The 25,278-nt window shown below is 59.0% G+C and carries 26 protein-coding genes, 1 tRNA gene and 1 pseudogene; 17 read left to right on the top strand and 11 right to left on the bottom strand.

Features of this window, described 5'->3' with window-relative positions:
* Positions 1 to 21: 21 nt before the first annotated feature.
* Positions 22 to 456 (bottom strand): hypothetical protein, encoded by a 435-nt coding sequence (locus IP76_RS14770; RefSeq protein WP_054159000.1) that lies wholly within the window; start codon positions 454 to 456, stop codon positions 22 to 24.
* A 58-nt stretch (positions 457 to 514) separates the two neighbouring features.
* Between IP76_RS14770 and IP76_RS14765 the strand changes: the two genes are divergently transcribed.
* From IP76_RS14765 to IP76_RS14745, 5 genes and pseudogenes are all read left to right on the top strand, one after another.
* A complete protein-coding gene (locus tag IP76_RS14765) occupies positions 515 to 982 on the top strand; it encodes a GNAT family N-acetyltransferase (RefSeq protein WP_054158999.1) in 468 nt (155 codons plus the stop codon).
* 106 nt (positions 983 to 1,088) lie between these two features.
* Complete coding sequence (locus IP76_RS14760) at positions 1,089 to 1,487, top strand: NADH:ubiquinone oxidoreductase subunit NDUFA12 (RefSeq protein WP_054158998.1); 399 nt, start codon at positions 1,089 to 1,091, stop codon at positions 1,485 to 1,487.
* 93 nt (positions 1,488 to 1,580) lie between these two features.
* Positions 1,581 to 1,991, top strand: a pseudogene (locus IP76_RS23515) (DUF2155 domain-containing protein); the annotation flags it as partial.
* 484 nt (positions 1,992 to 2,475) lie between these two features.
* Positions 2,476 to 2,715, top strand: a complete 240-nt coding sequence (locus IP76_RS14750) for a hypothetical protein (protein ID WP_054158996.1) — start codon at positions 2,476 to 2,478, stop codon at positions 2,713 to 2,715.
* A gap of 290 nt (positions 2,716 to 3,005) precedes the next feature.
* Positions 3,006 to 3,479, top strand: coding sequence for a VOC family protein (locus tag IP76_RS14745; protein ID WP_156318596.1), 474 nt, complete (start codon positions 3,006 to 3,008; stop codon positions 3,477 to 3,479).
* Between the two features lie 81 nt (positions 3,480 to 3,560).
* Here the strand turns inward: IP76_RS14745 and IP76_RS14740 are convergent, their stop codons facing one another.
* The 6 genes from IP76_RS14740 to IP76_RS14715 all read right to left on the bottom strand — a co-directional run bounded on the left by IP76_RS14740 (position 3,561) and on the right by IP76_RS14715 (position 8,279).
* A complete protein-coding gene (locus tag IP76_RS14740; protein ID WP_082352551.1) occupies positions 3,561 to 4,283 on the bottom strand; it encodes an RNA ligase family protein in 723 nt (240 codons plus the stop codon).
* 177 nt (positions 4,284 to 4,460) lie between these two features.
* Positions 4,461 to 5,075, bottom strand: coding sequence for a leucyl/phenylalanyl-tRNA--protein transferase (gene aat / locus IP76_RS14735; RefSeq protein WP_054158993.1), 615 nt, complete (start codon positions 5,073 to 5,075; stop codon positions 4,461 to 4,463).
* 6 nt (positions 5,076 to 5,081) lie between these two features.
* Entirely contained in the window at positions 5,082 to 6,431 is a 1,350-nt protein-coding gene (accC, locus tag IP76_RS14730) for an acetyl-CoA carboxylase biotin carboxylase subunit (RefSeq protein WP_054158992.1), read from the bottom strand.
* Positions 6,432 to 6,435: 4 nt separating this feature from the next.
* Positions 6,436 to 6,918: an acetyl-CoA carboxylase biotin carboxyl carrier protein gene (gene accB / locus IP76_RS14725; protein WP_054158991.1), complete on the bottom strand. Its 483-nt coding sequence runs from the start codon at positions 6,916 to 6,918 to the stop codon at positions 6,436 to 6,438.
* 23 nt (positions 6,919 to 6,941) lie between these two features.
* Positions 6,942 to 7,382 carry a type II 3-dehydroquinate dehydratase gene (gene aroQ, locus IP76_RS14720; protein WP_054158990.1) on the bottom strand — a complete coding sequence of 147 codons (441 nt, stop codon included), beginning with the start codon at positions 7,380 to 7,382 and terminating at the stop codon, positions 6,942 to 6,944.
* 135 nt (positions 7,383 to 7,517) lie between these two features.
* Positions 7,518 to 8,279, bottom strand: coding sequence for a DsbA family protein (locus IP76_RS14715; RefSeq protein ID WP_054158989.1), 762 nt, complete (start codon positions 8,277 to 8,279; stop codon positions 7,518 to 7,520).
* A 187-nt stretch (positions 8,280 to 8,466) separates the two neighbouring features.
* Here IP76_RS14715 and IP76_RS14710 point away from each other — a divergent pair, with 187 nt between their 5' ends.
* Both IP76_RS14710 and IP76_RS14705 read left to right on the top strand, forming a co-directional pair.
* Positions 8,467 to 9,633 (top strand): pyridoxal phosphate-dependent aminotransferase, encoded by a 1,167-nt coding sequence (locus IP76_RS14710; RefSeq protein WP_054159104.1) that lies wholly within the window; start codon positions 8,467 to 8,469, stop codon positions 9,631 to 9,633.
* A gap of 109 nt (positions 9,634 to 9,742) precedes the next feature.
* Positions 9,743 to 10,327 (top strand): GNAT family N-acetyltransferase, encoded by a 585-nt coding sequence (locus tag IP76_RS14705; protein WP_054158988.1) that lies wholly within the window; start codon positions 9,743 to 9,745, stop codon positions 10,325 to 10,327.
* A gap of 66 nt (positions 10,328 to 10,393) precedes the next feature.
* Here IP76_RS14705 and IP76_RS14700 read toward each other — a convergent pair whose 3' ends face one another.
* A complete protein-coding gene (locus tag IP76_RS14700; protein ID WP_054158987.1) occupies positions 10,394 to 13,321 on the bottom strand; it encodes a ribonuclease E/G in 2,928 nt (975 codons plus the stop codon).
* Between the two features lie 779 nt (positions 13,322 to 14,100).
* Here IP76_RS14700 and IP76_RS14695 point away from each other — a divergent pair.
* The 3 genes from IP76_RS14695 to prfB all read left to right on the top strand — a co-directional run bounded on the left by IP76_RS14695 (position 14,101) and on the right by prfB (position 19,203).
* Entirely contained in the window at positions 14,101 to 15,258 is a 1,158-nt protein-coding gene (locus IP76_RS14695) for an N-acetylmuramoyl-L-alanine amidase (RefSeq protein ID WP_245281475.1), read from the top strand.
* Positions 15,259 to 15,514: 256 nt separating this feature from the next.
* Complete coding sequence (locus tag IP76_RS14690; protein ID WP_054158985.1) at positions 15,515 to 17,968, top strand: penicillin-binding protein 1A; 2,454 nt, start codon at positions 15,515 to 15,517, stop codon at positions 17,966 to 17,968.
* A gap of 106 nt (positions 17,969 to 18,074) precedes the next feature.
* Positions 18,075 to 19,203, top strand: a protein-coding gene (prfB, locus tag IP76_RS14685) for a peptide chain release factor 2 (RefSeq protein ID WP_197278353.1) whose coding sequence is annotated in 2 segments (ribosomal slippage) — positions 18,075 to 18,143 and positions 18,145 to 19,203 — 1,128 coding nt in all. Because the reading frame shifts where the segments join, the coding sequence is not laid out codon by codon here.
* A 113-nt stretch (positions 19,204 to 19,316) separates the two neighbouring features.
* Here prfB and IP76_RS14680 read toward each other — a convergent pair.
* Positions 19,317 to 19,793 (bottom strand): hypothetical protein, encoded by a 477-nt coding sequence (locus IP76_RS14680; RefSeq protein WP_054158983.1) that lies wholly within the window; start codon positions 19,791 to 19,793, stop codon positions 19,317 to 19,319.
* Between the two features lie 22 nt (positions 19,794 to 19,815).
* Positions 19,816 to 20,589 (bottom strand): NAD kinase, encoded by a 774-nt coding sequence (locus IP76_RS14675; RefSeq protein WP_054158982.1) that lies wholly within the window; start codon positions 20,587 to 20,589, stop codon positions 19,816 to 19,818.
* A gap of 193 nt (positions 20,590 to 20,782) precedes the next feature.
* Between IP76_RS14675 and IP76_RS14670 the strand changes: the two genes are divergently transcribed.
* The 5 genes from IP76_RS14670 to IP76_RS14645 all read left to right on the top strand — a co-directional run bounded on the left by IP76_RS14670 (position 20,783) and on the right by IP76_RS14645 (position 22,901).
* Positions 20,783 to 20,858: transfer RNA gene (locus IP76_RS14670), tRNA-Thr, on the top strand.
* A 679-nt stretch (positions 20,859 to 21,537) separates the two neighbouring features.
* The gene (locus tag IP76_RS14660; protein WP_054158980.1) at positions 21,538 to 21,852 is read left to right on the top strand and encodes a hypothetical protein; all 315 of its coding nucleotides are present in this window, start codon (positions 21,538 to 21,540) and stop codon (positions 21,850 to 21,852) included.
* Positions 21,849 to 22,055 (top strand): hypothetical protein, encoded by a 207-nt coding sequence (locus IP76_RS14655; RefSeq protein WP_054158979.1) that lies wholly within the window; start codon positions 21,849 to 21,851, stop codon positions 22,053 to 22,055. The genes IP76_RS14660 and IP76_RS14655 overlap by 4 nt, the downstream gene beginning before the upstream one ends.
* Positions 22,056 to 22,221: 166 nt before the next feature.
* Positions 22,222 to 22,536 (top strand): hypothetical protein, encoded by a 315-nt coding sequence (locus IP76_RS14650; RefSeq protein WP_156318590.1) that lies wholly within the window; start codon positions 22,222 to 22,224, stop codon positions 22,534 to 22,536.
* Complete coding sequence (locus IP76_RS14645) at positions 22,533 to 22,901, top strand: hypothetical protein (protein WP_054158977.1); 369 nt, start codon at positions 22,533 to 22,535, stop codon at positions 22,899 to 22,901. Before IP76_RS14650 ends, IP76_RS14645 begins: the two co-directional genes overlap by 4 nt.
* On the opposite strand, the gene IP76_RS14640 is transcribed toward IP76_RS14645, so the two are convergent.
* A complete protein-coding gene (locus tag IP76_RS14640; RefSeq protein ID WP_054158976.1) occupies positions 22,889 to 23,431 on the bottom strand; it encodes a hypothetical protein in 543 nt (180 codons plus the stop codon). The two genes, IP76_RS14645 and IP76_RS14640, sit on opposite strands and share 13 nt — an antisense overlap.
* 162 nt (positions 23,432 to 23,593) lie before the next feature.
* Here IP76_RS14640 and IP76_RS14635 point away from each other — a divergent pair, with 162 nt between their 5' ends.
* Both IP76_RS14635 and IP76_RS14625 read left to right on the top strand, forming a co-directional pair.
* Positions 23,594 to 24,190 carry a hypothetical protein gene (locus tag IP76_RS14635; RefSeq protein WP_054158975.1) on the top strand — a complete coding sequence of 199 codons (597 nt, stop codon included), beginning with the start codon at positions 23,594 to 23,596 and terminating at the stop codon, positions 24,188 to 24,190.
* Between the two features lie 436 nt (positions 24,191 to 24,626).
* Complete coding sequence (locus IP76_RS14625; protein ID WP_054158973.1) at positions 24,627 to 24,971, top strand: hypothetical protein; 345 nt, start codon at positions 24,627 to 24,629, stop codon at positions 24,969 to 24,971.
* Positions 24,972 to 25,278: the final 307 nt, after the last annotated feature.

The raw sequence follows: 25,278 nt of genomic DNA, 5'->3' as shown, positions 1-25,278 counted from the left end.
TTTTGTGTGCGACGTCCCCGGTCAGTTGAAGGGCGGCTCGGTCACCTTTCCATCCTCATCGATGATCTGGACGGCTGAACATTCCACCAGATTGTCTTCCTTTGCCGTGCTGCAGGCAAGATCCGCCGCCTTGATTGCCAGTTCCTTGCTCTGCCAGCCGCAGGAGAACTGGTGCCAATGCGGGCCGCCATCGGCCATCATGAAGATATCGACACTCCAGCCGCCCGGATAGCAGGTGGCATTCACCTGGCAATCCTCCGTCGTGCCGCCACCGGAGATGCACTGCTTCATTGCGCAGTCGATGGCACTTGCCGTATCCTTTTCCGCACAAAGCCCCGAGCTCATTTCGGGCGCCTGCACAAAGGCGATCGCCTTGCGCCCGCCTTCCGCAGCCGAGGCTCCGAGGGCAAGGCCGAATGAGAACAGGAATGTGGAAAGGCGTAACATGCGTGTCATGAAGATGTCCCTCGAAGGCGCTAGTGGAGGACAAAGCTAACGCAGGGAAGAGCCGTGCATGCAAGTAGCAGAACTGAATATACGCGAAGCGACCGAAAATGACCTGACCGCGATCATCGCGCTGTTTGCCGCCGATGACCTCGGCGGCCATGGCGATACGACCGATCCGGAGGCCCTGCCGCACTATCAGGCGGCGTTTGGGCGCATCAGCCGGTCATCCAACGAGACGCTTTATGTCGCAACGCTTGCCGGTGCCGTGGTCGGCACATTCCAGACCATGATCACCACGACACTGACGGCCAAGGGCGCGTCTTCGATGATCATAGAGGCCGTTCAGACGCGGGCCGACATGCGGGGCAGGGGCATCGGCGCTGCCATGATCGCATTCGCTGTTGAGACCGCACGCAGCCTGGACATGCGCCTTGTCCAGCTCACCTCGAACGCGACGCGAAAAGATGCCCACCGCTTCTATGAGCGGCTCGGCTTCCAGCCGTCGCATATCGGCTTCAAGATCAAGCTGAAATGACGGGGGTTCGACGGGGAATCACTGGACAAGCCGGGGTCAAGGCGGCATAAGCGAGAAACGATCGAATGGGCCTTTTCGGCCCGCGGCAAGAGCCCAAGGACAAGACATGAAGCAGTTTCTGTTGCAGATCTTCACCTGGTGGAACGGTCAGACTATGGGAACCCGTTTCTTCACCTGGCGGCACGGCAAGCGCGTCGGCGAAGACGAGTTCGGCAATGTTTATTACGAAGGGCCGATGACGAGCTGGGGTCAGCCCAAGCGCTGGGTCATCTATAACGGCTATGCCGACGCCTCCAAGATTGCGTCGGGCTGGCACGGCTGGATGCACTACCGCACCGACACACCGCCGTCGAAGGAAGACTACAAGGCCCGCGAATGGGAAAAGGCGCATCGCGCCAACCAGACGGGCACGGCAGCTGCCTATCGTCCGCAGGGTTCGATTGCGGTGGCGGGCGAGCGCCCGCGCGTGACCGGCGATTACGACGCCTGGACGCCCGGCAACTGATTGCCCGATTTGGCCATAATCCGGCGTTAGGGCCTCATGCGTGAGGCCCTTGTCGTATGTGGTCTACCGTTGATCGAGGAAAGTGAGCCCAAGATGAAATCGAGCGTGTGGAAACTGGCGATTCCGGTTCTGGGCTCTGTCGCGCTTGCACCGCTCCTTCTGCCGTCACCGACGTCAGCGGCCCGTCTCGCGAATCCTGTCGCGGAATTTGCCGGGATCGACAAGATCACCGGCCGCATCACCACGTTCGACGTCTATGTCGATGAGACGGTGCAGTTCGGCGCGCTTCAGGTGACGCCCAAGGTCTGCTATTCGCGCGACGAGAGCGAAGCTCAGAAGGTTGACGCCTTCATCGAGGTCGACGAGATCACGCTCGACCGCAAGATCCGCCGCATCTTTTCCGGCTGGATGTTTGCCGACAGCCCGGCGTTGAACGCCGTTGAACACCCGATCTATGACGTCTGGCTGACTGGCTGCAAGGCGACATCAGACGTACCGGCGCCGCAAGGCGTAAAGGGCGTGCAAGCGGCCCCCGAGCCGGCGAAACCCGCCGAAACGCCGGCGGCCAGTGCGCCCGCCGCACCGCCATCAGCCGCCTCGGCCACGCCCCCGAGCGACCCCTCGGCCACGCCGCAGACGAACGACGCAGGTTTCGCGACACAGGGGGAACCGTCACAAGCCGCCGTACCGCCGCTCGAGGCGCCGCAGGAGGTGCCTGCCGAAGTTCTTGGTGGCGCACTGCCGCCGGCCGATGCCCCGCTGGACGGTCAGCCTCTGCCGGAAGAGCAGCCGCTCGCGCCGCCACCACCGGTCACGCCACCCGGAAGCGTCGGCCTCTTCTAAAGGCGGGTGATCACTTTCCACTTTTGAAGGTGTCGAGCCACCCTGGGTCTTTCGAGGTGGGGACAAGCTGCCTTTTGCTCGGCCACTTGCCGGTTGACATCTGCTTCAATAGAGAACAAGAAGAGAACAAATAGGAGTTCTCGTCATGTCTCTGTCCGAAAAATTCATCGTGCTTCCGTTCAAGAAGAACCGCGGTAACGTCGTGCCCGGCGAAATGCGTCAGGCCTCGAGCGCTGCCGCCGCCGAAAAGATCGCCACCGCCATGTCCGCCCGCCACATCGGCGTTGCCGCCTATTCCGTCCAGGTGGACGAGGAGAGCGGCGACATGTCGAGCCCCAAACTCATCATCGGCTTCGGCGAAACGGCAGACCTGAACGCCGCGTAAGCGGGCAGAAACGTGCCCTTCCAATCCCTTTCTACATGGGGAGCGTTTAGGCCGCCCGGAGCCTCGGAGGATTGCCAAAGACCCTTACTCTTCCGGTTGGGAGTGACGCTGGCCGGATCTCCTCTTCCTGCTCGTAAGCTGGGTGCCCTCTGCCAAGCGCGGGAGGGCTGAGGGATCTTGGGGCTCCGCCACACTACTCCATCCACCCATCGCCCATTCCCCCTTGACGCAATCGCCGCTCAGGCGTGCAATGCAGGGATGTCCAGCGGTTGGGAGGAGACATTATGGTCATTGCGAAAAACACCATTTGCATCTGGTATGACAGGGAAGCCGAAGAAGCCGCGCGCTTCTATTCAACCGTCTTTCCCGACTCGAACGTCAAGTCCGTCGAGCGTGCGCCGAGCGACTATCCCTCCGGCAAGGCGGGTGACGTCCTGATCGTGCACTTCACCGTGGCCGGCATCCCCTGCTTGGGCCTCAACGGCGGCCCCGCCTTCAAACATTCCGAAGCCTTCTCCTTCCAGATCGCGACTGAAAACCAGGACGAAACCGACCGCTACTGGAACGCTATTGTCGACAATGGCGGAAGCGAGAGCGCTTGCGGCTGGTGCAAGGACAAATGGGGCGTCAATTGGCAAATCACGCCGCGCGCCCTGACGGAGGCGCTGGGAGCCGGCGGTGAGGAGGCAAAGCGGGCCTTCGAGGCAATGATGGAGATGGGGAAGATTGATGTGGCGAAGATTGAGGCGGCGCGGCGGTGGTGAGGGCGCTCGGGGTGCCGAAGCATGCTCTCCCTAAGACCGTTATGGCATCGAGATCCTTAGTCAGGGATCAAGTATGGAAAATCAAAACGCGGCCCCGGAATAGTTGAGAACATCGCCTGCACCTGTATTGCCTGACAGATATCTGCCGTCGATCTTCGTGTGCTTCACATATTTGGCAATTGCCGAAAACTGGTTTGCGTTCTCATGCAGCCAAACAGCTCCCTCCGTCCCGTCCAAGGCGCCGTGAAATCCGCTCTCACCTAGAAGATCCAACATTGCCTCAATGGTGAGAGGGCCGCCGTCTTGTAGTACGTGTACACGCGGCAATCCAATTTCATCTACGCGCTTAGAGAAGTTGTCGTAGGGGATGCGATCGTGAACCCTCATGATTGAAAACGAAATGAACAGCTTGTCTGGATCAACGATGTCGTAACGCGTTCCAGCCGCGGTATGCAGCCATTCACCAACGATGCGCTCGCCGTCCAACAGCATGTCCAGGAATAGTTTCTCCCGTAGCTTCACCCACCTATGAAATGCATGATGGAGTGCATACGGGGAACTTAAGGCGAGATAGCCGGCTCTGTTGAGCGCATGGATTTCGTCACCCACTCTGGCAACGGCTACGCACGACCCGTCCACTTTTTCTGTCACAATGAACCTGTCTCCTCTCCTGGCAGGCCCAAGGGTGAAAAGGCGCGATTGCTCGGGTGTCAGCGAATAATCAGCCGGGCCGACCCGTGAACCAGTCAGATGGGGTGTGCTTCCATAGCCCTTAATGCCAAGCGGTTTAGTCGATCTCGTCATTTTTTACCCTTAAGTGGGGGGGTGATGTTGGTGCAACCTTCGTCAGGACTTAGGGTCTGCGTCCAAAACTAAACGCCTCATTTCCGAGCAACAAGGGCGGCTGGTGGTTGATCAATCGCGTTCGGCGCTGCTTGGTGTTGGGACAAGGCTTCAATGATGAGCCATCGGAAGGTCTCCTCAAAACCGCAGCGTATCCCCCTCCATCGCCTTCTCCAGCAACATCCCATACTCCGCTTTCGGAATATCCACCGCCCCGAACGTCTTGAGATGCTCGGTGGTGAACTGCGTGTCGAGCAGCGTAAACCCGCGCTCCCTCAACCGCTCCACCAGATGGACTAGGCAGATCTTCGACGCATTGGTTCGCCTTGAAAACATGCTTTCGCCGAAAAAGGCCGAGCCAAGCGAAACGCCGTAAAGGCCGCCCACGAGCTCGTCGCCCTCCCAGGCCTCTACGCTATGGGCATGGCCGAGCCGGTGCAGTGCGCCGTAGAGGTCCTTGATCTGTTGATTGATCCATGTGCTCGGCCGGTCTTCGGCCGCTTCCGCGCATTTGGCCACAACGCCGTCGAAGGCGGTGTCGAAGCGGATATCGAAGGGTTGTTTGCGGATGGCCTTTGAGAGGCTTTTCGAGACGTGAAAGTCATCGAGCGGGATGATCCCGCGCAGTTCCGGCTCGACCCAGAAGAGTTCCGGGTCATCAGCGGAATCAGACATCGGGAAAAGCCCGATGGAGTAGGCGCGCAGCAGGAGCTCCGGTGTAATCCCTTGATCCCTGCTGCGCCGCCCTGCCATGTCAGATCAGGCCGAGGTTTCGGCCAGATATTTTTCCAGCCAGTGGATGTCGTAATCGCCATTGGCGATGTCCTGGTTGGACACGAGATCCTGGAACAGCGGAAGCGTCGTCTTGATGCCGTCCACGACGAACTCGTCCAGCACGCGGCGGAGACGCATCATGCATTCGACGCGGGTGCGTCCATGCACGATCAGCTTGCCGATCAGGCTGTCGTAGTAGGGCGGGATCTTGTAGCCGGCATAGGCGCCCGAATCGACGCGAACGCCCAGACCGCCGGGTGCATGGAAATGCGTGATCGTGCCGGGCGAGGGCACGAAGGTGCGCGGATCCTCGGCATTGATGCGGCATTCGATGGCGTGACCGGAAAAGACGATCTCGTCCTGCGTGACCGAGAGGCCTGCACCCGAGGCAACGCGGATCTGTTCATGCACGAGGTCGATGCCGGTGATGGCTTCGGTGATCGGATGCTCAACCTGCAGACGGGTGTTCATTTCGATGAAATAGAACTCGCCGTTTTCGTAGAGGAATTCGATCGTGCCGGCGCCCCGGTACTTCATCTTCTTCATGGCGTCAGCGCAGATCTGGCCGATCTTCATGCGCTGCTCGACGTTAAGGGCAGGGGAGTTTGCTTCTTCCCAGACCTTCTGGTGGCGGCGCTGCAGAGAGCAGTCGCGTTCACCGAGATGGATCGCATTGCCGAAACCGTCGCCGACGACCTGCACTTCGATATGACGCGGCTTGCCGAGGTATTTTTCCATGTAGACGGCGTCGTTGCCGAAGGCGGCGAGCGCTTCGGAGCGGGCGGTCGAAACGGCCTCTTCCAGCTCGGCCTCGGTCTTCGCCACCTTCATGCCGCGGCCACCGCCGCCGGCGGTTGCCTTGATCAGAACCGGGAAACCGATCTGCCGAGCGATTTCCAGCGCATTCTCTGGCAAGACTTCGCCGTCCGAACCCGGAACAACGGGAATGCCGAGTTCGACCGCGGTCTTCTTGGCCGTGATCTTGTCGCCCATCAGGCGGATGTGCTCCGCCGTCGGTCCGATAAAGGTGATGCCATGGGCGTCAAGGATATCGGCAAACTTGGCGTTTTCCGACAGGAAGCCGTAGCCCGGATGCACTGCATCGGCGCCGGTGATTTCACAGGCGGCAACGATCTGGTGAATGTTCAGATAGCTGTCGCGTGACGGCGGAGGGCCGATGCACACGCTTTCGTCGGCAAGGCGCACATGCATGGCATTGGCGTCTGCGGTGGAATGCACGGCAACGGTTGCGATGCCGAGTTCCTTGCAGGCGCGCAGCACGCGCAGCGCGATTTCGCCGCGGTTTGCGATGAGGATCTTCGAGATACCACTCATCGGCTTACTCGATGATAACCAGAGGCTCGCCGTATTCGACCGGGCTCGCGTCGTCGATGATGATCTCGACGATCTTGCCGGACTTGGGCGAGGGGATCTGGTTCATGGTCTTCATGGCTTCGATGATCAGAAGCGTCTGGCCTTCCTTGACCGTCGAGCCGACTTCAACGAAGGGACGCGAGCCTGGCGCCGGAGACAGGTACACGGTGCCGACCATGGGAGCGGTCACGGCCTTGGAGAGGTCGCGGCCAGCCGGTGCGGCAGCAGCAGCGGCCGGAGCGGCAGCAACGGGGGCAGGAGCAGCGGCCGGGGCCTGGAAGTTGAACGAGGGCATCTGCGGCATCATCATCGGGGTGTTGCCGTTGCGCGATACGCGGATGCGCATGTCGTCCTGTTCGACTTCGATCTCGGTGAGGTCGGTATCCTTGAGGATGTTCGCGAGGTCTCGGATCAGGGCCTGGTCGATACCCGTTTTCTTGTCAGCCATGGATTGGGTGTCCTGTATTCTTGTTATTGCGTGATGGTCTTCAGCGCCTGAAGCGCCAGGATGTAGCTCAAGGGGCCGAAACCGCAGATCACGCCCTTGCATGCCGGCGCTATCAGCGATTTGTGGCGAAATTCTTCGCGTGCATGCACGTTCGAGATATGAACCTCGATGACCGGCACGGGTGATATGGCGCGAATGGCGTCATGCAGGGCGACAGATGTATGCGTATAGGCGCCGGCATTGATCGCGACACCCGCCGCCTTCTCGCCCGCCTCGTGCAGCCAGCCGACGAGGTCGCCTTCGTGATTGGATTGGCGAAAGTCGACCTGGAATCCGAATTCCTGGCCGAATGCAAGGCAATCGGCCTCGATATCGGCAAGCGTCTTACCGCCATAGATACCCGGTTCGCGCTTGCCGAGCATGTTCAGATTGGGACCGTTGAGAACGAATAAGGTCTTGCTCATCTATCCTACCGTCGACTTTTCACGGCTTCCTATAGACCGGCAGCCCTTGCAGGGAAAGCCCTTCGCCGATTTCCTAGGCAGACCTTCCCCGGAAATCCCCAAAGCGCTGGCTGAATCTGGCCAAACCCTTCAGGATTAGCAGGTCGCCTGACCACAGGAGCGGACATTGCCGAGCTTCTCGGACAGCGCAGCCGTGCCAACGGCGCCCGGCAACATCTCGTCTCCGATGACGTAAGACGGGGTGCCGGTAATGCCGAGGTCGGCGGCAAGGCGATATGTCTCCTCGACGGAGGCTGTATTCGGGCTCTCGGCCATCTTGGCCCGGATCTTTTCCTCGCTGACACCCAGATCCGATGCGATCGCAATGGCGCTTTCTTCCGATGCGCGTCCTTCGGACGTCATCATGGCGCGGAAAAAGTCACCATATTTCTCAGGCGAGAGTTTGCGGAAGGCGTCGGACACCTTGTGGGCGGCTTCCGAGTCAGGGCCGAGGATCGGGAATTCCTTCAGGACATACCGAATATTCTTGTCCTGCTCGAGCACGGCTTCCATGTCTGCATGGGCGCGCCGGCAATAACCGCAATTATAGTCGAAAAACTCGACCACGGTCACGTCGCCCTTGGGGTTGCCGATCGCCACATCATAGGTCGACTTGAAGATCTTGTCGGTATTGGACGAGACTGCGACCTTTGCCTGTTTCATCCGCGCGGTTTCCTGCTTTTCCTGCAGGGCCTGCTGGGCTTCGACCAGCACTTCCGGGTTCTCCAGCAAGTATTCACGGATGAATGCGCCGAACTCCTTCTTCTGGGCATCGTCCAGCGCATGGGCCGCCACGGGCAGCATGAACGGCAGGAGCGCCACAGTGGTGGCAGCGATCATCTTGAAGTTCAGGGCCATGTTCAACCTCATCTGTTGTTGCGGCGAGGAAAGCCGCCTCTGCTCGAGCCTTAAGCCCCTTGCGTAAACGATCGGTTTGGCGAGACAAGTAAATTTGCTTTGTTGTCGCGATCCCGGGTCTTTTCTTGTGATGAAAGCCACTTTGCGGCAAATGTCAGGCGCAATCACATCCGCGGAGCCCGTTCCCTTGATTTCCATCTCCAAACGCAGTGCCGTCGAGCCCTTTCATGCCATGGACATTCTGGCCGAAGCCACCCGTCGACGCCAGGAAGGGCGGCCAGTGATCTCAATGGCCGTCGGTCAGCCCGGACATCCAGCCCCGCAGGCGGCGCTTGCCGCTGCGCGTTCGGCACTCGACGCCGGACGTATCGGCTATACCGACGCGCTTGGGTTGACCGAACTGCGAAAGGCATTGGCGGTCGAATACGGCCGCCGTCACGGCGTCGCGCTGGACTGGAACCGGGTGGTCGTCACGACCGGTTCGTCGGCCGGCTTCAACCTTGCCTTCCTGGCGCTATTTGATGCGGGCGACGCCGTCGCAATCGCCAGGCCGGGTTATCCCGCCTATCGCAGCATCCTGGCCGCCCTTGGTCTTCGCGTTATCGAAGTGCCCGTTGGCCCCGAGACCGGTTACACGCTGACGCCCGAAAGCCTGGAGCGGACCCAGGCCGAAGCTGGAATACGTCTCAAGGGCGTGCTTCTGGCAAGCCCCGCCAATCCGACCGGTACAGTCACCACCGGTAAGCAGCTGAAATCTGTCTATGACTACTGTAAGGGCGAGGGGATCACGCTGATCTCGGACGAGATCTATCATGGCCTGACCTATGGAGCCGAGGAAGTCACGGCACTGGAGATCGGTGATGACGCTGTCATCATCAACTCCTTCTCCAAGTATTACTGCATGACCGGCTGGCGGATCGGCTGGATGGTGGTCCCGGCGGAACTCGTTCGCCCGATCGAATGCCTCGCCCAGAGCCTCTATATCTCTGCGCCCGAATTGTCGCAGATCGCGGCGCTCGCAGCGCTCAGCGCAACGGACGAATTGGAGCACTACAAGGCTGCCTGCAGCGCCAACCGCGATTTTCTGATGCAGCGACTGCCAGAGCTCGGTCTGCCACTGCTCTCTCCAATGGACGGCGCCTTCTACGCCTATGTCGACGCCTCGCGCTTCACCAATGACAGTATGCAGCTGGCAAAGCGTATTCTCGTCGAGACGGATGTCGCCGTCACGCCCGGTCGCGATTTTGATCCTGTGGATGGTCACCTGGCGATGCGCCTATCCTATGCCGGCAGTATGCAGGATATGGTCGAGGCAACGGCACGCCTCGAAGCCTGGCTGCCGCGAGCCGTTTAGGGGTTTTGGGATTTAGAGAGATATCTATATATTTCAGATTTTTGTTTCGCTTTCCTGATGCAATGCAAAAGGAGGATTCCGGGTTGTGATCCTGTTTTAAGGAGATGTCATGCCGAGCAGAGTTTCTCCCATCGCCCCCGAGATCCTGACCGAACGCTTGCTGCTAAGGGCGCACAGGATCGAGGATTTTGAGGCCATGGCTGATCTGTGGAGCGACAAGGAAATCTGCCGCTTCATCCTCGGTCGTCCGTCGACGCGCTCGGAAACCTGGTCACGTCTCCTGCGCTATGCGGGTCACTGGAAGTTGCTGGGTTTCGGTTACTGGGCCGTCGAAGAGCGTCAGTCCGGGGCCTATATAGGGGATGTCGGCTTTGCCGATTTTCAGCGCGACATCGTCCCGCCGCTCGGTCCCTTCCCGGAGGCGGGTTGGGTCCTGGCCAGGCAGGCCCATGGACGAGGTCTGGCAACGGAGGCCATGCTGGCAGCCCAAGCCTGGATCGACGAGAGGGCAATCGCAGATCGCTCCGTCTGCATCTTCGATCCGGAACACAAAGCCTCAATCCGCATTGCCGAAAAACTCGGCTACCAGTTTCTGCACACGGCGGTCTTCATGGATGAGCCGACACTGGTGATGCAGCGATGGCGGCCGAACGGCAAGGATGCATTCTCCGACGGTGATCTACCGAAATCTTGATTAAACGAAAAAAAGGCCCCGCGCGATGAGCAGGGCCTTTCAAAGTCAGGGTTTAGTCTCTGCGTCTCAGAAGAAGCCGCGCTTCTGCCACCAGCCACCCTTCTTGGGCTTCGGCGCATCAGGGTTTTCCTCGGTCGTGCGTGTCGAAGTGACGAGCGGCTCCTGCGGTGCAGCACTTGCCGCGCGGTTCGCCCGAACGGGCTCCTCAGCCGTTTCCTCGACATTTGTTGTCTCGACGATGGCTGCTGCAGCTTCAGCCACGACGACGGCTTGCGCTTCCACGGCTTCGGCTGCTTTTTCGAGCGTGACCTGTTCAGCGACGGTCTCGGCTTCGGTTGCAGCAACTTCGACGGCTACCGGTGTCTTGGCCTTACGTGTCCGGCGCGGCTTGGGTGCCGGGGCCGCTTCTGCGGTCTCGGCGACGTCGGCCGTTTCGGTCGTCATTTCCGTTTCAACAGGGGCTTCGCCGTCTTCCGATGCATCTTCGGTCTCGGCAGCATCGTCCGTATCGCCTTCGCCTTCGGCGATCTGGCCAGAGGCTTCCTCGTCAGTGCGGTTGCGACGGCCGCCACGCTTGCCACGACGACGGCGCTTGCGCTTCTGGCTTTCTTCGTCACCGTTCTGGGCAGCGTCTGCGCTAACTTCGGCTTCGGTCTCGGTGGCGTCGCCGTCCTCAGCGTCGTCATCCTCATCGTCACCACCGGCGTCTGCGCCATTCTCTTCCGACAGCTGCTGCCCGTTCGGACCCTGGCCGTTCTTGCCGCGACGGCGGCGACGGCGCTTGCGCTTGCGTCCCTGCTGATCGTCGCCACCACCATTGCCGTTTGCAGCAGCGGCGGCTGCCGGTGCGGCAACCTCGGTTGCTGCAACGATGACGTCTTCTTCGTCTTCGTCCTCCGGCTCTGGAACGTAGTCGTCCTCTTCCGGTTCCGGCATCAGCGACATCAGGCTCTCGATCTTCACCGGATTGGCAACGGCCTCGCCGCGCTCGATGGTGAAGTGCTGAGCGCCGCCATGCTGAGCCGGCATGCCGGCATCAATCACGATGGAAACGCCGAAGCGGCCTTCATAGTCGACGATGGTGTCGCGCTTCTGATTGAGCAGGTAGAGCGCCGTTTCCGGTGTCGAATGCACGATGATGTCATGCGTCGTGCTCTTGAGCAGGAACTCTTCGACACCGCGCAGAACATGCAGGGCCACGGAGGACTGCGAGCGGATCAGGCCGGTGCCCTGGCAGTGCGGGCAGACCTGGGTCGTTGATTCCAGCACCGAGGCGCGAATGCGCTGACGCGACATTTCCAGAAGGCCGAAATGCGAGATGCGACCAACCTGAATGCGGGCGCGGTCGTTCTTCAGGCAATCTTTCAGTTTCTTCTCGACGGCGCGGTTGTTGCGCTTTTCTTCCATGTCGATGAAGTCGATGACGATCAGGCCAGCCAGGTCGCGCAGGCGCAGCTGACGTGCCACTTCTTCCGCCGCTTCGAGGTTGGTCTGGAGAGCCGTGTCCTCGATCGAGTATTCGCGGGTCGAACGACCCGAATTGACGTCGATCGACACCAGCGCTTCGGTCTGGTTGATGATGATGTAGCCACCGGACTTCAGCGTCACCTGCGGCTGCAGCATCTTGTCGAGCTGGCCTTCGATGCCCGAGCGCGAAAAGATCGGATGCAGGTCGCGATAGGGCTGAACCACCTTGGCATGGCTCGGCATCAGCATCTTCATGAAGTCTTTCGCTTCGCGATAGCCTTCTTCGCCCGAGACGACGATCTCGGAAATGTCCTTGTTGTAAAGGTCGCGGATCGACCGCTTGATCAGCGATCCTTCTTCATAGACGAGGCAGGGCGCCGTCGAGGCAAGCGTCAACGTGCGGACATTTTCCCACAGGCGCATCAGATATTCGAAGTCGCGCTTGATCTCGACCTTGGTGCGGTTGGCACCGGCCGTGCGCAGGATCACGCCCATGCCCTGCGGCACTTCGAGACCACGGGCAATCTCCTTGAGACGCTTGCGGTCGGTCGGGTTGGTGATCTTGCGGGAAATGCCGCCGCCCCGTGCCGTGTTCGGCATCAGAACCGAGTAGCGGCCGGCAAGCGACAGATAGGTGGTGAGAGCGGCACCCTTGTTGCCGCGTTCTTCCTTGGCGACCTGAACCAGCAGGATCTGCCGGCGCTTGATCACTTCCTGGATGCGATACTGCTTGCGCGGCTTGCGCACGACGCGATCCGGAACCTCTTCCATGGCGTCTTCGGCGCCGACGGATTCGATTTCTTCCTTTTCTTCGATGTGGCCGTCTTCGTCATCGTCGCCATCATCGTCATCGTCGCGGCCCCGACCGCGACGGCCGCCAGCTTCCTCGGAAACTTCGTCCATGTCGACCATGGCTGCAATGGTGCCGCCCTTGGCGTCGTCGTCGCCTTCGGTTTCGTCGCCGGCCTCCGTTGCGGCTTCGTCTGTGGCGGCTGCCTTCTTGGCGCGGGGCTTGCGAACCCGCTTGGCCTTGGCCTTCGGTGCAGTCTCGTCTGAAGCCGCCTCTTCGGCGACAGCCTCGACCACAGTTGCTTCGTCCGAAACGGCTTCGTCCGCAACTTCAACCTCGGCGACGACTGGCGCCGGAGCTGGCATTGCGGGCTGAATGTCTGGCTGGTCCTGAAGGGCAGGATCGCTGCTCAGGATCTCGTCGCCTTCGACGTCGTTTTCCCGGCGGTGTTCTTCGGCCTCGGCTCGAAGAAGTGCCTGACGGTCGGCGAGCGGGATCTGGTAATAGTCCGGGTGAATTTCGGCAAAGGCGAGGAAGCCGTGGCGATTGCCGCCGTAATCAACGAAAGCGGCCTGTAGCGAGGGTTCGACCCGCGTTACCTTTGCCAGATAGATATTGCCCCGGATCTGCTTCTTGTGTTGGGATTCGAAATCGAATTCTTCGATGCGGTTACCGCGGACGACGACAACGCGGGTCTCTTCTTCGTGAGACGCGTCGATAAGCATTTTGTCTGCCATTTAAGCTTTGCTCCTCGGCGCATTCGTTCGGTGACCCAGCCGCGCTCTGAACAAAGCGGCGGGCCCCTGGCAAACGATGCGACGGATAAGAAAGGAAACGCACGGGGAACAGGGTTTGCGGCGACCGCACGGGCATCGGGAAATCAATTGATCCCGGTCCGTTCGTGACTATGTCAACCTGCCGCAACAACATCGAAAACCGTACGTCTACGACTATGATATGGATCCGCCTGGGATCCGATGAATGCTCTTGAAGAGCCGTTGGTGGAAACCCACCGTTGGGTGCCGGCATTGCCGGCGTGTTGAACCAGTTTCAGGACAGAGTGCGACGACGGCGGATGAACTTCCCGTTGGACAGGCGCCAAATCCATTGTCTGAGGTTGGCAGCCGTGACGGAAATCCTATCCCGTTTGCACTCTTATCCCTCGCTTGCGTTGTATGTATTATCCTTCACAATAGCAAGAGCAAACGGATTTACGCCGTAAAGGCAGTCGATTAGACGGGGTGGCTCAGGCGCCACGATTCGCTTTCTGGCTGTGCTGAATGACGTGATTTTGCAGTCATGTTTCGGTCACAATCGGTCGATGGGGCCTGCAGGCTGAGCGACATCTTTGAATTTCGCTTTTGTGATGGCGGTCACTGAGACCTTGAGGAAAAGACTGGAAGCGGCCTTGGTCACGAGCACGAGTGGGGCGATGGTGAACCTTGTGGGGCGAAAATTTCGAATCGTATTAACCGTCATTGCCATGTCGCTGGGGCAGGGGAGCTTCGCGCCCGCAATGGCGGTTGACGAGGCAAAGGCTGAGGCGAGTGCATCTGCTCCGTTGGTGGCCTATGCCGCCCGCATCGCTGGAGACGATGCCCGCACACGAATCGTCATAGATTTTGACGGTCGGCCTGATGTCGCGCTGCGCTACATCGCCCATCCGGACAGGATTGTGGTTGATCTGCCCGCCACCGCCTTTGCCTTCGATGAGGGAAGCCTTGGGGCGACCGGGTTGTTCAGCGACATTCGCTACGGCTCTGTCGATCATCAATCTGCCCGCATCGTGCTGACGGCCGCACGCCCCGCCCGTTTCGTTGTTTCGGACGTCAGGGCCAATGACGAGGGTAACGGTTACCGTCTCGTCCTGGATGCGGAATTGGTGCCAGCTGAGGAGTTTGCTGAACTGGTCAAGACGCAGGCCTGGAGTGCCGATGATGCTCCAAGCGTCACCGACGAGGTCGCTGTCGAGCCGTCGCACGAATTTGTGATCGCCATCGATGCGGGGCATGGTGGCATCGATGCGGGCGCCACGGGAGCTGGAACCCGCACCGCTGAAAAAGAGATCACGCTTGCCTTTGCCAAATCCTTGCATGAGCGATTGTCGGGCGAAGCGGGCATTCGCGCAGTCCTGACCCGCAGCGACGATCGGTTCCTGTCTCTGTCCGAGCGCGTGCTGATTGCGCGTCGCCAGGGGGCTGATCTCCTGATCTCCCTCCACGCCGATACGCTTCGCCAGGCCGATACCCGTGGCGCGACCGTCTACACGATCTCCGACAAGGCGTCCGACCATACGGCCGCGCAGCTTGCCGAGCGCGAAAACCTTTCCGATGCGATCGGCGGCGTCGCCCTTCCAACCGAAACGGCAGAGGTCAACGACATCCTGCTCGACCTGACACGGCGGGAAACGCAGGCGTTTTCGATCTCGATGGCGCAGGCGGTGGTCCAGTCCTTCGAGGGGCAGATCTCGCTCATCAACAATCCCCACCGCCATGCGGGTTTCCGCGTGCTGCAGGCCCCGGATGTGCCGTCCATTCTGCTCGAGCTTGGATTCCTCTCCAATAAGGAGGACGAGAAACTGCTGCTCGATGACAAGTGGCGGGACAAGGTCGCCGACCTCCTCGTCGAGGCCATCCGGCGCTATCGGGCGCCACTGATGGTCAACGGCGGTTGATCCACATGTCCAGCCAGCTGTGGACTGCGGCGCGCCTTCCGGTGCTTCGCTTTGCCGCTTGGCCGGAACGCCCTATTTTCCTCACATTGTGACCGCACCCCGTTTCCTCGAACCCTGATGGCGGCCAGCGGTGAATCGCAAGCTCGTCCGGCGCTTTGACCGTCTTGTCATCCATGGCGCGACGTGCAAAACGCCACGGGATGTGCAAAGCTGATGGCGGCGCGCTGTACCTGAAGTCGGACCCGGTAGCGGAAACATGATCAGACTGATTGGATATCTCTTCGGATTGGCATCCGTTCTGGCACTGTGCGTGGCGGCAGCCGTTGCCGTCTATCTGCACGGCGTCAGCCGCGACTTGCCGGACTTCGAGGTGTTGGCGAGTTACGAACCGCCAGTGACCACGCGTATCCATGCCGGCAACGGCGCGCTGATGGCGGAATATGCCCGCGAACGCCGCCTGTTCCTTCCAATTCAGGCCATCCCCGACCGGGTGAAGGCTGCCTTCCTTTCGGCTGAAGACAAGAATTTCTACAACCACCCCGGCGTCGACATTACCGGCCTTGGTCGCGCTATTCTGGTCAACCTGCAGAATTTCGGCTCCGGCCGCCGCCCGGTCGGTGCGTCGACGATCACCCAGCAGGTGGCGAAGAACTTTCTTCTGAGCGCCGACCAGACCATGGACCGCAAGGTCAAGGAAGCCATTCTCTCCTTCCGTATCGAGCAGGCCTATTCGAAGGACAAGATCCTTGAGCTCTATCTGAATGAGATTTTCTTCGGACTGAATTCCTATGGTATCGCCAGTGCGGCGCTGACTTATTTTGACAAGTCGGTCACCGAACTGACGATCGCCGAAACGGCCTATCTCGCCTCCCTACCCAAGGGGCCGGCCAATTATCATCCGTTCCGCCGCGAGGCAGCAGCGCTTGAGCGCCGCAACTGGGTTATCGACCGAATGGTGGAAAACGGTTTCGTCGCGCGCGACGAAGGGGAAGAGGCCAAGAAGCAGCCACTCGGCGTCAATCTTCGCCGCACCGGTTCCTATCTTTTTGCGTCCGATTACTTCTCCGAGGAAGTCCGTCGTCAGCTGATCGAGCGCTACGGCGACGAGGCTCTCTACGAGGGTGGCCTGTCCGTGCGCACCTCGCTTGATCCTGACATGCAGAAGGCCGCCCGGTCTGCACTGCAGTCCGCGCTGCTGACCTACGACCAGCGCCGCGGTTTCCGCGGCCCGGTGAAGAAGATCCCGATGGATGGCGATTGGGGTGTTCCGCTTGCCGACGTTCCGGCTCTGTCCGATGTGCCGGAATGGAAGGTCGCGGTCGTGCTCGACGCTTCCTCCGATGGCGTTGATATTGGCTTGCAGCCTGCCAAGGAAGCCGGGGGCAGGGTGCTTGGAGACCGGGAGCGGGCGCGTATCGCGCCAAAGGACATGGAATGGGCCTATCGCTCTGCCGATCCGGATCGCAAGTCCGCCAAGTCGCCTGAAGGCGTTCTGTCTGCTGGTGATGTCGTCTATGTGCAGCAAGTGGAAGAGGGCAGCAACCGCTATCGCCTACGCCAGCTCCCCCGTGTTCAGGGCGGCATTGTTGCGATGGACCCACATACGGGGCGCGTTCTGGCCGTAGCCGGCGGCTTCTCCTATGCCCAGTCGGAGTTCAACCGTGCGACGCAGGCGATGCGCCAGCCGGGCTCTTCGTTCAAGCCGTTCGTCTATGCCGCAGCACTCGATACCGGCTATACGCCGGCCTCCGTCATCCTCGATGCGCCGGTCGAGTTCGTCGCCGGTGGCGAGGTCTGGCGTCCGCAGAACTATGGTGGCGGCTCGGCCGGTCCCCAGACGCTGCGCATGGGGATCGAAAAGTCGCGAAACCTCATGACGGTGCGCCTTGCCAACGACATGGGCATGAACCTCGTTGCCGAATATGCCGAGCGCTTCGGTGTCTATGACAAGATGAACCCGGTGCTATCGATGTCGCTGGGCTCCGGCGAAACGACGGTGCTGCGCATGGTCTCGGCCTATGCCGTCTTTGCCAATGGTGGCAAGCAGATCAAGCCGACCCTCATCGACCGTATCCAGGACCGCCACGGCAAGACCATCTTCCGCCATGAAGACCAGATCTGCCAGACCTGCAATGCCGATCGTTTTGCCGGACAGGAAGAGCCTGTTGTCGTTGACAACCGTGACCAGGTTCTCGACCCGATGACCGCCTACCAGATTACCTCGATGATGGAAGGTGTCATCACGCGTGGAACGGCAGCCGGCAAGATCAAGCTCGACCGCCCGGTCGCAGGCAAGACCGGTACCTCGAATGACGAGAAGGACGCGTGGTTCGTCGGCTATACGCCGGATCTGGTTGCCGGCGTCTATATCGGCTTCGATACACCGGCCCCGCTTGGCCGTGGCTCGACCGGTGGTTCGCTGGCCGCCCCGATCTTCAACGATTTCATGCAGAAGGCGACGGCCAACACGCCTCCTGGGAAGTTCTTCGTACCGGAAGGCATGAGCTTCATCGCCGTCAACCGTACGACGGGCATGTTCGCGCTCGAAGGCGAACCGGATACGATCATCGAAGCCTTCAAGCCCGGCACCGGTCCGGCCGATACGCTCTCGGTCATCGGCATGGACGGCTATGCGCCGCCGGAAGAAATCCTGCGCGAATCGCCCCAGGCGAACCAGGCCGTGACCTCGGGATCCGGCGGCCTCTTCTGATCCTTCGAGACCTCTCGCGATGACCCGGCCCTTTACATCAGGGCCGGGCGCAACTATGCGAGGGCCAGATTTTTTCACCAGCTGCCACGAGGTTGAGACCGGACGCATGCGCAACGAAATCGAGAACGTAGTCGACGAAATCAAGCAGGCCATAAGCCTGCTGAGGAGGCATCTTTGACTGGGATCAGGCGATAAGACGACTGGACTGGTTGAACAACAAGGCAGAGGATCCCAACCTCTGGAATGATGCCCAGGAAGCCCAGAAGCTGATGCGCGAGCGCCAGCAGCTGGATGATAGCATTGCAGGCGTCAAGCGTCTCGAACAGGCGATGAAGGACAACATCGAGCTGATCGAGATGGGCGAGGAAGAGGGCGACGAATCGGTCATCAAGGATGCCGAGGACCAGCTCAAGGCACTCAAGACCGAAGCTGCACGGCGTCAGGTCGAGGCCATGCTGTCTGGCGAAGCCGATGGCAATGACACCTATGTCGAAGTCCATTCCGGCGCCGGCGGCACGGAGAGCCAGGACTGGGCGAACATGCTTCTGCGCATGTATACCCGCTGGGCCGAGCGCTCGGGCTTCAAGGTGGAAGTGCTGGAAGTGCACGATGGCGAAGAAGCCGGCATCAAGTCTGCGACCATTCTGGTCAAGGGCCACAATGCTTATGGTTGGATGAAAACGGAATCGGGCGTTCACCGCTTGGTCCGCATATCGCCCTACGATTCGAATGCGCGCCGCCACACGTCCTTTTCGTCGATCTGGGTTTACCCAGTGGTCGACGACTCGATCCAGATCGAGATCAACGAAAGCGACTGCCGCATCGACACCTATCGTTCGTCCGGTGCGGGTGGTCAGCACGTCAACACCACAGACTCGGCCGTGCGTATCACGCATATTCCAACCGGTATCGCAGTTGCCTGCCAGCAGGAACGCTCGCAGCACAAGAACCGCGCCAAGGCTTGGGATATGTTGCGCGCCCGCCTTTACGAAGTCGAGCTGAAGAAGCGTGAAGAGGCAGCCAATGCCGAAGCCGCCTCCAAGACGGATATCGGTTGGGGCCATCAGATCCGCTCTTACGTTCTGCAGCCGTACCAGCTGGTGAAGGACCTGCGCACCGGTGTTGAAAGCACCGATCCGGACAGCGTTTTGAACGGCGAACTGAACGAGTTCATGGAGGCCGCCCTTGCTCACCGGATCAGCGGCAAGGCATCGGAAGTCGCAGACATCGACTGAAGGGCAGAGAAACTGGGTTATGGATGAAGAGAAGGCGGGGTGCCGAGGCGCCCCGCCTTTTTTTCTTTTGTTTCGATCGGCTATCAGCGAAAGCTGTCAGAAGAGCAGGTGGGTCAATTGCTCGCCCGCTCGACCCTGATGTCTCCGAGATCGTCGATCAGCACTGTCCATTCCTCGACGCGCTCGCTCTGCGGATCGGTCCTCAGATAGACGGTGGCAAAAAAGCCGGGCGTTCCCGCGACGCCAGTCATGCTTTCGGGCTGGATGCCGGTGACATAAGGCCGGATCGCGGTGAATTCTTCCAGTTCCACGCTCTCGACGAGTTTCGGGCCGGCCTCACCCGCGCTGACCATCTGCAAAAAGACCCGCGCCGTGCGATCTGGCTGGCGAATGGCGACCAGCTTGTAGTAACCGCTGCCCGTCGCTGTCGTGCCAACGCCGGCAAGCGGTAAGCCTTCGGGGCCTGCCTGCCAGAAGCCGCCGCTGACCACGAAGGTGGCTGTCACCGGCAATTGGTCGATATCCTCGGCTATGGACACCGGGGCGGACATCAACAGCACAAGGGCGGCAGCGGAAAGGACGCGTCGCATCGAAAACCTCAAACTTGAAACCTCAGCCGGAAAACTGTTCGGCGATGATCCGATCGGACCAGGAGCGTCCCGGATCCGACAGAATGCGGGCGGTCGTCTCCTCGGATTGGGCAATTTCGACCCGCAGCACAGACTTGACCTCGTTATGATCCGCGACCGCGTTCACCGGTCGTTTCTCCGGCTCCAGCACTTCGAGCACAACGGTCACCTTATCGGGCAGGAGGGCGCCACGCCAACGCCGGGGCCTGAATGCGCTGACAGGCGTCAATGCCAGCAGCGGCGCCTCAAGCGGCAGGATCGGGCCATGGGCCGAAAGGTTGTAGGCCGTCGAACCGACTGGAGTTGCCACCATAAGCCCGTCGCAGATCAGTTCTTCCAGCCGCACGCGCCCGTCGATCAGCACCCGGATCTTGGCTGCCTGATAGGACTGCCGCAAGAGAGAGACTTCGTTGATGGCGAGGGCGAAGGAGATCGACCCGTCAGCATTGGTTGTCGTCATCTTCAGCGGGTGGAATTCGTTTTCCACTGCTGCACCGATTCGCTCATGCAACTGTTCGACGGAAAAATCATTCATCAGAAAACCAACTGATCCACGATTCATGCCGTAAATCAGCTTGCCGCTGTTCATCGTGTCATGCAGGACCTGCAGCATGAAGCCGTCTCCGCCCAGCGCGACGATCACATCGGCATCGGTCGGGGTCGTGTCACCATAGAGGCGAATCAGGGCCTCTCTCGAAGCCTGAGCCTCTTCGGTGCCAGAGGCGATGAAGGAAAGCGACCGGAAGGTGCGAGACATGGCTGGCCCTGTTGACGATTGGCGTCAGTCGTACATGACAACAGACAGCAACGACAAGCCGTTAGGCGGCAATTCAGTTCGGCGGGAAAATTGAGCCTGAAATGCATTGCGGCGCATCATTCACCATTTGTGCTAACCTTGGCCTGATTTTTTGCTTTACGGCAGAAAGTTTTCCGCATACACACCCCGCATTGCCCTTGTAGCTCAGTTGGTAGAGCACCTGATTTGTAATCAGGGGGTCGCGGGTTCGAACCCTGCCGGGGGCACCACATTCTAATATCCTGAAACTATTGGTCTTTTTAGCTAATTCCGTTGACGGGATTTAGCCGTTTTCAGGCGTTTCGATCACAGATTGATCACCGGATTGAAAAACTAGCGATTCTCAGCGTTCGTCAACGAGTTTTGATCACGCGTTCGTGATTGATAGTCCACGATATATAAATGGTCATCCGGGCTTGACCATTTCATTGATTCGGAACAAATGAGGAACGAATTCCTGGTTTCGGAGGCTGTGATGAAACATCGTCGGGGTGTCGATCTCCTGCCGGATGTCTCAGATGCAGGCCAGCTGATCTATACGACGCTCGAAATGCTGCCTGAATTCTACGCGCTCGGCTGCCGATGCCGGGCATGCGGGCACAAGGCGATGGTAGATCGATGGGAGATCGCGAGGAAGTACGGTAAGGGTGTTTACATCGGCAGCTTGGGCTCGCGCTTGAGCTGCTCAAAGTGTGGCGCACGCGGAAACTCGCAGTGGCTCGTAGGGAAGCTTCCGAGAGATTGATATGCCCCCTGAGACATATCCAGAAACAAATATGCCATTAGTGACATAATCTAACGCAGCCTAAATCAGTATATTCTCACCCTGTTTTAAATCATCATAGGTTGCCGTAGACTCCCCATTCAGTTGACCGGTCGATGTGTGCTGAAGGCGGAAGGAGTGTTGACATGACGGACACCAAGCCTGCCATGATCACCACGCTGATTGAAAACTGGAAGCTCCATTCGGCTGAAGCGAAGCAGCGATTGAGGCTGCAGTATGTGCCGTTTCAGCCGACGCCGGAAATGATTGACCGGGTCGAAGCCTTTCTCCACATGTCCGAAGACGAACAGCAGCAGGTGATCGAGGCCTGTGACTCGGATGATGCGGAGCTTTGGATATCGGTTCTGACCGCTCGCGCAATCTATGAAGAGCGTCAGAACAAAGGCGACGGCTCAATCACAGAAGAACGTGTCGCGCGATATCCGGAGCGCTATCCATGACCGATCTCCCCGACACTCACCCTCTAGTCCTTTACTCGCGCGGTCAGATCAGCCGTCACGTTGCCATAGGCCGGATGAAATTCAGAGATTATGCGACGCTGCTCGTAGCCCTCGGCGAAGCTGATCTACCGATGCCCATGCCGTCGGATGCGCAAATCCAAAGCGAGGTTGATACCTTTCGGAAGCTGATGCGCTCAACGTAGTGTTACAGATCGGGGGCAACCCGATATCTTCTGCCCCGATCCGCCACAAGCCTTTGAAAAGGTACCGAAAAATCGACATCTCCCTAAAGGTTTAGTGTTGACATTAACGGACGTTACCAGACTGGTACCGGATCATCTGAGCAGTAAACGAAAGCAGGAGATGTCGATGAGCCAGCGTAGCGTAGGATGCCCCGCGACTTCGGTCGCAGTTCAAACCGGAGCCATTTTTTCCGTGCTAGCTGCTGGTGCTGTGTCTGCCCACATGCAGGGCGTAGCAGCCGCCAGGGCAGCTCGTGAGGAGTATGCATCTCGGGTCCTCGCTCAGCAGCTCGATGATGCTGTAGCCGCGTGTCACGAATGGGCCGATCACGCAAAGAAGCTGGCGAACGAGAATGAACGGTTGATCGCCGAAAACGCGCGCCTGCGCGAAGTCGCTGAGCAGCGCCGGGGCGTCATCCAACGCATGCGGTCGGCAGCATGAGCACAGAACTTTTGTTGACGCCGCAGCAGGCCATTCAGCGCTGGCTCGTGCAAGGTCTGGATTATGATGATGTTCTGCCGTTTACCGGATTTCGATCTCTCTACGCCTTGTACGAAGCTTATTTGGAAGACCAGGAAAACTGGAGAGCGGTCAACAGAGACATGGATATGACTGCTGGCGATATGGAACGCGAAGACGACATCCGCGAAGTCTGGGACACTTTCGGGGACTACTTGCGCGAGAACCTGTATCCGGCGGAATATGACGAAGAGGTTCAGCGACTGATACCGCTCATCAAAAAGAGGCAGCAAGCTCAACGCGTCGCTGCCTCCAAAAACTTCGGTCGGCGTCGTCAGTGCAGTTGACGCGGCTGGTGCTCTGCATCGGCAAAACGAAAACGGTGAATCCTGTCCGAGATATCGATGCTCGGACGGGATTTCTTTTTCATACTATGTGAAGGCACTGACGGGACGCCCAGGATTGCATCCTCGATCCCAGCCAGCGCAGCGTTGACCTTATGCTCGGACTTTTCCGCTGCCAGGATTTCAAGCTGCTCATCCGTCAGCCTGATCTCCAGCCAGTCGATCTGATCGTCGGTGAGCCCTGATAAGGGGATCGTATCGCGCTGCTCTGGAAGTGCCGCAGCCCAGGCCTGCACCTTGCGGGCCGGTGTCGACAGCATTGCGTCTATAGCCCTCTGCTGATTGCGAACCGTATCTCTCACGATCTCGACCTCGTCGGTGTCTGGTAAATCGAGCTGCTTGGGCGGCATCACAGTCGGCGATCCGCCGAATCCCAGAAGGCCCCAGCTGTTCCGCCAGCACCATTCCGCGCCGTTCCAGAGGCCTTTAGCGAGGTTGGCCATCGCCATCACTATCGCCATCAAAAATCTCATCGTCGTCTCCCTGTTATGTCATGTGGAGACAATCGCTTGTGGCTAAGCTATCGACAAAGAGGGGCAAGCGCGGTCTCCTAAAATTCGCTTGTACGGCCCACTTGCGCCGACAAGGAAATTGCCAAAGAATTATTCCATGAGCACAGCTTACCAGAGACACGCATGGCGAAATTGCAGAAGCTTACGAAGAGGGAGATAAAGGAGCGAACCGAATACTACGTTGACAGGTTGGGAGATCGTAGCGGCCGACGTGCTATTGGAGCCCGCGTTTTGGGGGTGTCGCTACAATACGTTGAAGCATGGTGCGATCCTTCGGAACCCGATGTGATACCAGCCGACAAGCTGATGCAGCTCGTGATAGAAGCGCATTTTCGCGAGCTGTACATCATAGACTATGGGAAAATCATCGATATCTATGACGACTGCGAGGTGCTGATCGGTAGCGCAAACAATGCTGAGATAGCTTCTTTCCTAGCCGACACACATTGCGGCAGGATCGTCATGAGACCCCGAGAGGTGCGGTGGCCGACGCCGGAAATTAAGATGTCGGAAGAACAGCTGTTGCGGTCCAGGCTTCGGAAAGTCGTTGCGTCCGGCAAGGTCGACATCAAACAAATTTGCCGCGAACTGAATTGTGATGAATACGCACTTATCGACATGCAGAGCGAAATGGCGCTCTTCAAGTTTAGCAGGATGCCTGAGCGCACACACGTTGAAGTGCTCGAAAGCTATGTGTGGGCTAAGGAACGGGCCGCATGAAAAAGCCACTCCCACTCACAGGTTCGTCCTTGGTCAGCGCAGTTGATCCCGAGTTGAAGAAGTTTCGTCTGGCGCTCCGGAAACAACTGCTGAAAGTCGCGCAGACGCACCCTGTCGCGCACACGAGGGCGCTTTTTCAGGCCATGGCAGACGGTAGCGTACTGCCTCAATTCACGGCCGACCAGAAACCGGAAACTAGTGTCGTCCCACCCGCACCTGCTGAGTTTATGCAAGCGACTCCACTCACGCGCGTGGCACCATCCAGCCAAGGTTTGATAAGTCTAAACGCTCCGGAGAAATGAAACAAAATTACTTAAGAATAAATTTTTTCAGAGGCTTAGGGAAAAAATGCACTTCGGCATTTTGCCGACCCCTTAGCAGGGTGGGGTCCGTCTTCTACCTATCTGCGGTGAGTAACGCGTCAAACAGGTAGATCATGAACAAATCCACACAAACCAACCCGATGATCATCGATATGATCAAAGGAGACGTCCACGTTGAGCTGACCCTCTGGCCCCTGTTGCTAGTCAGGATCGTCGCAGCTGACGATGTGGGTCTCTACGAAATCAATCTTTTTAGGATCGCTGAGCCCTTTGTAGCCGTCTCGGAAACTTGCCATCAGTTTGCAGAGGAGCTTCTTCGAGAAGGTAAATCTGGCGTTGTTGTCGAGGCACTGATGGAGCTGAAGGCACTTACTGGTACAGGCCGGATGTTCCCGATTCCAGAACTGAAAGCGGCAGGCTGGACAATCCCGGAATCTCGCCGACTGGAGGCTGCATAATGTGGTCGCTCCAGCAATCAACTGATGTCGATGGCACCATCAACAAGCTGACGTTGTCGTTCCGTTTCCTCGGATGCCACACTGGCGCTGGTCGGTTTTTCCGGCAAGGTGACGGTTTCTTTCTGCTTGAAATTAGCGACCGTTGGGGGAGCTATGTCTGTCCTTGCCGATACCGCCTCGACGAAATTGATACATACGAAAAGGCGTCAGCGATCTGTACGGCCGCTGCAGAGGTGGAGTGCGCAAAAGATGAGACATGAGGTTAAGCTAAAGCGTGCGCTGTCAGCTACAAGATTTGCGAATTACC

The organism is Rhizobium sp. AAP43, assembly GCF_001296045.1.
Lineage (GTDB): Bacteria > Pseudomonadota > Alphaproteobacteria > Rhizobiales > Rhizobiaceae > Allorhizobium.
Note: the sequence above shows the minus strand (reverse complement) of the source record. Positions and strands in the feature narration are given on the sequence as shown.